Raw genomic sequence first — 8057 nt, 5'->3', positions numbered from 1 at the left:
GGGCCGAGCTGGTCTCCGACCGCCTCCGACCGGTCCACCAGCAGCACCCGCCCCCGGGCGGCCAGTTCGGTCGCGGCCTCCAGACCGACGAACCCGGCGCCGACGACGACGGCGGAGTAGTCCTTCCGGTCGCGTAGATGGCCGGTGAGCCGCCGGGCCCCGTCCAGGGTGTCGATGTCGAAGAGCCGTTCAGCGCCGGGCAGGCCCTGGGGCTGAACGAGCTTGCTGCCCGCCGCCAGCACCAGGCGGTCGTAGCCGATCTCCTCGCCGGCGGCCACCACCACGCGGCGGTCGGTGTCGATCGTGGTCACCGAGGCCCGCAGATGCTCGACGCCGATCGGCTCAAGGATCCTGCCGAGCGCCACCTTGGCCAGGTCCGGCTCCGGCTCGTACAGGCGCGGTCGCAGCACCATGTGCTCGTTCGGCGCGATGAGCGTGATGCGCAGGTCCGCGTCCGCGCGTGCCAGCGCCGCTCCCGCCGCGCTCCACACGCCCGCGAAACCGCCTCCGATGATCACAACGTGCGCCATCGTGTCGTCCTCTCTCCGCCCCCGGGGATCGGGGGGTTCGGCAGGGAGACAAGACGGCGGGTTCAGATGTGACCGATGTGAGCGAACTTCTCGGGATTGGCCAGTCTCCTGAACGCCGTGATCCGCCCGTCGGCGATCTCCACGGTGTCGAGCCAGACCAGCTCGCCGCCGCGGTAGGTCGCCAGGGCCGGGTGCCCGTTCACCTCGATGATCTGGAACGCGTCGGGGCGGCTGATCTCGATCAGCCTGACCGCCAGCAGGGCGATCGGGGCGGCGCCCCGGACGGGCCTGCGCGCGGCGGTCACCTTGCCGCCGCCGTCGCCGACATAGACGGCATCGGGGTGCAGCAGCTCGACGAGCCCGGCCATGTCCCCCGCGTCGGCGGCTGCCTTGAACGCCTTGAGCACGCGTTCGGTCTCGGCCCTGGACGCCCGGGGACGCTCCTTGACCGCGGCGACCCGCGCCCGCGCGCGGGAGGCGAGCTTGCGGCCGGCGGCGGGTGTGCCGCCGAGGACCTCGGCGATCCGGCCGAACGGGAAGTCGAAGACGTCGTGCAGCACCAGCGCGACGCGTTCGGCGGGGGTGAGCCGCTCCATGACCACCAGCATCGCGGTGCTCACCGATTCGTCCATGAGCACCTGGGCGGCGGCGTCGGGCCCGGTCAGCAGCGGTTCGGGCAGCCAGGGCCCGACATAGGACTCGCGCCGGACGCGCGCCGACTTCAGCACGTTGTAGGACGTCCGGGCGGCCAGGGTCACCAGCCAGGCCCGTAGATCCCGCACCCCGGACAGGTCGGCCGCGGCGGCGCGCAACCAGACCTCCTGCGTCACGTCCTCAGCCTCGGCCACGGTGCCGAGGATCCGGTAGGCCGCCCCGAAGGCCGCGGGACGGTACGACTCCCAGTCGGCCTCGGTCAGTGCGCCGGTCAGCTCCACCCTCGGCCTCCGTGCCCCTCGGATCGTGATCGGTCTCCGATTCTAGACAGACCGGCCTCCGGTCCGAACGGTCCTCAGCACGACGCCGGTGTCCGTGAGTTCACAGCGAGGAGGTCAAGCCGACCGGCATCACGGTCCATGGGACCGATGTGGGCACGGTGCCGGGGGGCGGATCGGCCGGCCGGTGGTGCCAGGCCGTCTGCGGTACGGGGCGAAACCCGGCTGCGGATCCCGGCGTCCCCTGGCCACGCTCCCCCATGGCGGACGACACGCTGCAAGAACCGCCCGGCGGATCGCCCGTGTCAACGGTCGTCTGGCCGGAGAACGACGATCAGCGGCCCATGGTCCTGGCGGCGTTGCGGCGCACCGAGTCGGTCCCCTCGCTGCCGGGTGTCAGCGGCCGTCTCCTCACGGCCGGGACAGCCTGGCCACCCGCCACCCGTGTGGGTGGCGGCATTCGGAGCGTCCGGGAGCGTCTTCCGGAGCGGAGGCGCCGGAGGCCGCCGATCCGTCACGATCCGGCGTCGCCCAGCCGGCGCGACAGCGCCCTGTGCCGACGACTGGAGGGCCGGGGGATATCCCCACGTCGCATGGGCCCCCTGCCCGGATAGCTCCGTGGATCTTGAACGCGCAGGCTGAACCCATCCGGATAACCGGATCTTCCAACGGCCCCCAGGAGGGTTCTCCATGCCTGTTCCTTCGCTTCAGCTCCGTCGTGTTCGCGCCTCGTCGCCGACCGGGCGGCGGCGGATCGCGATGGTCGCGGTGATGGCCACCGCCCTGGCCGTGGGCGGCACACTGTCCGCGTCGTCGGCACAGGCCGGTGGCTCCGGTGATGCGGTGCGCAAGGGGCTGAACCGCCTGGTGGCGGACGACAAGTACCCTGCCGCCCTGGCCGCCGTCGCCGGCCGCGACGGACGCACCCGCAACTACACCGCCGGGGTCGCGGACCTGAGGACCGGGGCGAAGGTGCCGGTGGACGGGCAGGTGCGGGCGGGGAGCAACACCAAGGCCTTCACCGCCACAGTCGTCCTGCAACTGGTCGGTGAGGGCAAGGTCGGTCTCGACGCCCCCATCGAGAAGTACCTGCCGGACCTGGTCCGCGGCGAGGGCATCGACGGCCACGACATCACCGTGCGTCAACTGCTCCAGCACACCAGCGGACTGCCCAACTACACCGACTTCCTCGGCGACCCCGCCGAGGAGCGGCACACCTACCTCCAGCCCCGCACGCTGATCGACATGGCGCTGGCGCACAAGGCGCTCTTCGCTCCCGGGACGGACTGGTCGTACAGCAACACCAACACCGTCCTGGCGGGCCTGCTCATCGAGAAGGTCACCGGCCGCCCGCTCGCCGAGCAGATCACGCAGCGGATCATCGTCCCCGCCGGACTGCGCAAGACCTATTTCCCCGGCGTGGGCGAGCAGGGCATCCGAAAGGCCCACCCCAAGGGCTACTCCCCGGTGAAGCCCGGTGGCCCGCTGGAGGACTTCACCGAGATGGACCCCTCCTGGGCCTGGGCCGCCGGACAGATCGTCTCCACACCCGGCGACCTGAACCGCTTCTTCACCGCCCTGATCGGCGGCGAGCTCCTCAAGCCCGCACAGCTCGACCAGATGCGCACCACCGTCGAGATTCCCGACCACTTCGGGGCGGCCGGCACCCGGTTCGGACTGGGGGTGACCAGTACGCCGCTGAGCTGCGGCGGGCTGAGGTGGGGCCATGGCGGCGACCTCCCCGGCTACACGACCCGCCCCGGTGTCACCGAGGACGGCCGCGCCGCCACCATCGCCGCCACCACCGACAGATCCCCCAGCCCGCAGGGCCGCGAGAACATCGACGCTCTCCTCGACACCGCCCTGTGCGGATGACGCCCGGCCGCAGCGACCGGCGCTCCGTCCCCGGCAGTCCCCGGCAGTCCTTGGCCGGGGTGAGCCGCTGAGCCGGTGAGCCGATGGGGCTCGGGTCGACCAGCGACCGGGCGCCCCCACGAGGCCCGAGGACTCGAACCGTCGCGCGCGGTGCCCGTTCGACCGTGCGCGGTACCAGGTCGACGCTCCTCGGGCCGTCCCGCCCCCGGGCCCGGGCGCTACGCGTTCATGAACTCCTCTGCGGCCACCAGGCGCTCGATCCGGGCGGAGAAACCCCGCGATCCCGGTCGGCAGGGGAGCCAAGCGGGTGAATCGCCGCCGGGGCACAGGGCCGTTCGGACGGTGTTGGCCGAATGGCCGGACCGCCGCGAATCATCAGCCCCGATACGGAGCGATGCTGCGTGTGCGCGGCCAAGGGCGCTGTGAATCGCCTTCCGGTCGGCTGCGCCGAGGAGGAGACGATACGTATGCCGGTAGGGCGGTCCGGTCGGGGCGCCGTGGTGGTCGGCGCACGCACGACCGCTGCGGCCCGGCGGGGAACAGCAGGCGTCCGATGTCGCCGGTGACCCGTGCCGGACTGGGGCCTGCGGCTCCGACGGTGATCCCGGGAGCCTGCGGTGGTCCTTGAGCTGCTCTTGATCGGCCTGGTCATCACCTTGGAGCCGTTCCCGCTGATCGCCTTCGTCCTCGTATTGTCCTCGGATCGGGGCGTACGCAAGGCACTTGCCTTCATCCTCGCCTGGCTGGCGTGCCTGGTGGCGGTCATCGCCGCGGTGCTGTCGCTGACCGGTGGGCAGCCGCCTGCGCCCAGGACGGCCTCATCGACGGCGGCGGTGGCCGTCAAGCTCGCGGTGGGCGTCGGGTTGATCGTGTACGGCGAGCGCAAGCGGCGCGCGGCCGGAGGTCCGCGCAAGACCCCGGCATGGATGGCACGGCTCCATGACGTCAGCTCCTGGACGGCGGCCGGGCTCGCGATCCTGCTCCAGCCGTGGGGGCTGGTCGCCGCCGGCGCCGCCACGGTGGTCGAGGCAGAGCTCGACAGCGTAGCCGCCTACTTCGTCCTGCTCGGCTTCTGCCTGCTGGCGACGGCGAGCCAGCTCACCCTGGAGCTCCACGCCGTCTTCGCCCCCACAGCTGCGGGAGAGAGACTTCAACGGCTGCGCCACTGGTTGGACGACAATCAGGACCGTACGGTTGTGGTTCTGTCGCTGTCCCTTGGCTTCTGGCTGGTCGGTAAGAGCATCTCGCAGCTCGTCTGATGAGGCTGCGGAAGCGGCTCCCGACCGCGCGGGGGCTGTGACTCGACGGCAGAGCTCCGTAGGCGCGCAGCCTCGATGTTCGTCAGCCCCGGCGACATGGCCGCCGTCCTCAACGGCCGTGCCGAGCACGCGAGTTGACCGAGTCGCTGACCCGGATCCCTGGATCGTCACACGAAGGCGGCGCCGCGCGCCGACGCGAAATGATCACGCGCGCACGGCCTTGCGCCGCCGTCGCCGGGGCCGATCGCGGGTTTCCCGCGTCCGCGGCGTCCGCACCGATCCGCGATGCCGGGGGTCGTGGGCGGTGCCGTTCGCGGCCGGCCCTGGGCCCCTCGTGCGGGGCCCCGGGGGGCGCGGACGCGCCCGCCGGTGTACGGATGGAACAGGCCGCCGGCATCGGCCGTCGCCCGTCCCGAAGGAGACCGTCGTGCCCCTCACCGTGGACCAGCTCATCGACCCCGCGGTGCGCGCCTTCGTCACCGCCGTGAACGCGGGGGACCGGGAGGGCTTCCAGGCCGTCCTCGCCCCGGGCGTGACGATGTCCGACGACGGCAGCGACCGTGATCCGGCCGAATGGACCGAACGTGAGGTCTTCGCCCCGCACGCGCGCATGGCTGTCGAGTCGCAGTCGGAGGACGGACTGTCGCTGGTCGCGCGGTACCGGAACGACACCTGGGGAGAGATGCGCACGGCCTGGAGGTTCACGGTCTCCGGCGACGCGATCACCCGTTTCGAGACCGGTCAGGCGTGAGCGTCCACAGTTATAGGTCATATGACCTATAGTCGTGCTCATGAACATCGATCAGTTGGTGCACGATCCCGAGGGCCCGGTTCTGCTCGTCGGCGGATACGGGACGGTGGGCGCGGAACTGGCGCGGGCGACCCTGGGGCGGTGGCCGCTGCTGCTCGCGGGGCGCTCGCCCGAGAAGGCGGCGGAGCTGTGCCGCGAGGTCTCCGCCGAGGCCCGCCGGTGGGACCTGTCCGCCCCCGAGCCGTTCCACGCCTCCGTACGAGCCGTGGTGAGCCTGGTGAACGACCCGGACGACCGGGTGCTGCGGGCGGCCCTGAACGGCGGGATCCCGTATGTGGACGTGACCCGCTGGACGGCCAGGATGCAGCGCGCGGCAGCGCTGGCGTCGATCGCCTCGCCGACTGGTCCGGTACTGCTCTCATCCGGCTGGATGGGCGGGGTGGTCCCGCTGGTCGCCGCCGCGCTGGCGCACCGGCTGGGCGGTGCGGAGAGCGTCGACACCGCGATCCGCTACGACCTCGCCGACCGGGCGGGGGCGGACTCGGTGGAGTTCATGGACCGGCTCGGGGTCGACTTCGAGGTGCTCGAAGACGGCCGGAGCGAGGTGGTGAGCCCGCTCACGAGCACCCGTACGCTCGCCATCGGCCGGCACCGCACCAAGGTGGCCAGAATCGACACACCCGAGCAGTTCACCCTGCCGCTGACCCTGGGGGCCCGTACCGTCACCACCCGTATCGGCTTCAGCAGCACCTCCTCCACATCCACCCTGATCGCCCTCGGCAGGAGCGGATTCTTCCGGCACGCCCGTGGCGACCGCTGGCGGTCCGTGCGCCGCCGTCTCCTCTACTCGCCCGGCGAGGGCGGCACGGCGACCGTCCGCGTCGAGGTGCGCGGACCGGGGGGCTCCCTGACCGCCACCGTGACGGACGCGCGCGGCCAGGCCCATATGACCGCCGTCGGCGGGCTCCTCGGTCTGCGGCGCGTACTCGGCGACGACGGCGCACCGGCGGCGGCCGGGCTCGCCTTCCCCGATTCGCATCCGCTGCCGGACACGGTTCTGCCGGCGCTGGAGGCGGCGGGCGTCCTGGTCGGCGTGGAGGCTTCGCCCGCGGTCTCTGCCACGGCTTCCTCCACGGCGGCGGCGTGACCACCGCCAAAGGCGCCGCGCGCCGGGCGGCCCTCCTCGACGCCGCCGAGGCCACCCTCGTCGGCGGCGGGCACACGGCCCTGTCCCTCCGCGCCGTCGCGGACGCGGCGGGCGTCCGGCTCGGCCATCTCCAGTACTACTTCCCCTCCCGGGACGCTCTGGTCGCCGAGCTGCTCGCCCGGATCCTCCAGCGCTCCCTGGACCGGGTCGCCGAGGCGGTCCCGGACGGACGGCTGGACGAACTGGTCGCTCTGCTGCTCGCTCAGCAGACCGATGCCCAGCTGGTGCGCGTCTTCGTCGAGCTGTGGGCCCTGGCGGCGCGCGACGAGGCCGTCGCCGTACGCGTCCGCGCCTTCTACCGCCAGTACGCCGATCTGCTCACCGACCGCATCCGCACCCACGCCCCCGACGTCCCGCCGGAGGAACACCGGGCCCGCGCCGAGGTGTTCATCGCCCTGATCGAGGGCGGCTCCCTGATGCGCTCCGGAGTGGCGGGCACCCCGTCCGCCGCAACGGACGCGCTGCTCTCGCGTACCGCCCTCGGGATTCTCACCGGGGGGTGAGCGGCGGGTTCACCGCGTATCCGGCGCGCGGCCTCCGCGGTCGGGCCGGGACCCGTCCGCGCTCGCGCCGTCCGATGTGTGCCCGGCGGCGGGCCCGCCGCCGGGCCGCGGCAGCCGATCCCCGGGCCGGCGGTCATGTCGATGTCCCCCGCCCCGGGCCGAGGACAGCGCCGACCTCCTCATCGACCAGGGCGTTATCATCTACTTCCGGTCCCCCGGCGGCATATGCGTCGGGCTCTCGCCCCTCTCCACGAGCTTCAGCGAACTGGGCGGCGCCGGACCGCACCCGCGTTCTCGCCATGGACGTGCTGGCATGAGTACGGACACGAGCAGTGACATGAGTGACATGGGTACGGACAGACAGATGACAACGGGCGGCGGTCTGCGCCGGGGGCTCGGGCGGCGTCAGATGGCCCTTCTGGGGCTCGGCTCCGCGCTCGGCACGGGACTGTTCCTCGGCGCCGGAGCCGCCATCTCCGTCGCGGGGCCCGCCGTCCTCATCAGCTACGCCGCCGGCGCCCTGATCGCGCTGACCGTGGCCTTCGCCCTCGGCGAGATGGTCAGCGCCCTGCCCGTCCAGGGGTCCTTCGGCACCATCGCCGCCCGCTATCTCGGCCCGTTCGCCGGGTTCTCGGTGCGGTGGATCTACTGGCTCGCGCTCATCGTCGGCATCGGCAGCGAGGTGGTCGCCGCCGCCATCTATCTGCGGTTCTGGTGGCCCGATGTGCCCCTGTGGCTGGCCGTCGTGGTCTTCGCCGGGGCCGTCACCGCCGTCAACACGGCCGGGGTGAAGAACTTCGGCTCCACCGAGTCGGTCCTCAGCGCGATCAAGGCGTTCGCCGTCGTCGCCTTCATCGTCATCGGTGTCGTACTGATCGTCTTCGGCCTCCCGGAGATGCCCGCGACCGGGGTGTCGAACTGGACCTCGCACGGAGGCTTTCTGCCCGAGGGCACCCTCGCCATCTGGCTGGTCATGTCCATCGTGCTGTTCAGCTTCGCC

General features: G+C 72.2%; 8 protein-coding genes. 6 read left to right on the top strand and 2 right to left on the bottom strand.

Annotated features, from left to right (window positions below):
* On the bottom strand, nucleotides 1-530 hold a 530-nt coding region (locus FF041_RS29320), incomplete at its 3' end, for an FAD-dependent oxidoreductase (RefSeq protein ID WP_194292215.1).
* A gap of 62 nt (nucleotides 531-592) precedes the next feature.
* On the bottom strand, nucleotides 593-1465 hold the full coding sequence (sigJ, locus tag FF041_RS29315) for an RNA polymerase sigma factor SigJ (protein ID WP_323393041.1): 873 nt from the start codon (nucleotides 1463-1465) through the stop codon (nucleotides 593-595).
* A gap of 687 nt (nucleotides 1466-2152) precedes the next feature.
* Here sigJ and FF041_RS29310 point away from each other — a divergent pair.
* The 6 genes from FF041_RS29310 to FF041_RS29285 all read left to right on the top strand — a co-directional run.
* Nucleotides 2153-3337 carry a serine hydrolase domain-containing protein gene (locus FF041_RS29310; protein WP_153525599.1) on the top strand — a complete coding sequence of 395 codons (1185 nt, stop codon included), beginning with the start codon at nucleotides 2153-2155 and terminating at the stop codon, nucleotides 3335-3337.
* Nucleotides 3338-3954: 617 nt separating this feature from the next.
* On the top strand, nucleotides 3955-4596 hold the full coding sequence (locus tag FF041_RS29305) for a GAP family protein (RefSeq protein ID WP_323393039.1): 642 nt from the start codon (nucleotides 3955-3957) through the stop codon (nucleotides 4594-4596).
* Nucleotides 4597-5023: 427 nt separating this feature from the next.
* Nucleotides 5024-5347: a nuclear transport factor 2 family protein gene (locus tag FF041_RS29300; protein ID WP_323393037.1), complete on the top strand. Its 324-nt coding sequence runs from the start codon at nucleotides 5024-5026 to the stop codon at nucleotides 5345-5347.
* Nucleotides 5348-5387: 40 nt separating this feature from the next.
* A complete protein-coding gene (locus tag FF041_RS29295) occupies nucleotides 5388-6494 on the top strand; it encodes a saccharopine dehydrogenase family protein (RefSeq protein WP_153525598.1) in 1107 nt (368 codons plus the stop codon).
* A complete protein-coding gene (locus FF041_RS29290) occupies nucleotides 6491-7057 on the top strand; it encodes a TetR/AcrR family transcriptional regulator (RefSeq protein WP_323393036.1) in 567 nt (188 codons plus the stop codon). The genes FF041_RS29295 and FF041_RS29290 overlap by 4 nt, the downstream gene beginning before the upstream one ends.
* 346 nt (nucleotides 7058-7403) lie before the next feature.
* The coding region (locus FF041_RS29285; RefSeq protein WP_228388707.1) for an amino acid permease at nucleotides 7404-8057 on the top strand (654 nt) is incomplete at its 3' end.

The organism is Streptomyces jumonjinensis, from assembly GCF_009600885.1.
In the GTDB taxonomy this organism is placed as follows: domain Bacteria; phylum Actinomycetota; class Actinomycetes; order Streptomycetales; family Streptomycetaceae; genus Streptomyces; species Streptomyces jumonjinensis.
Note: the sequence above shows the minus strand (reverse complement) of the source record. Positions and strands in the feature narration are given on the sequence as shown.

Coding starts and splice junctions, on each gene's coding strand:
- FF041_RS29310 (WP_153525599.1), top strand. CDS start 2,153: ATGCCTGTTCCTTCGCTTCAGCTCCGTCGTGTTCGCGCCTCGTCGCCG.
- FF041_RS29295 (WP_153525598.1), top strand. CDS start 5,388: ATGAACATCGATCAGTTGGTGCACGATCCCGAGGGCCCGGTTCTGCTC.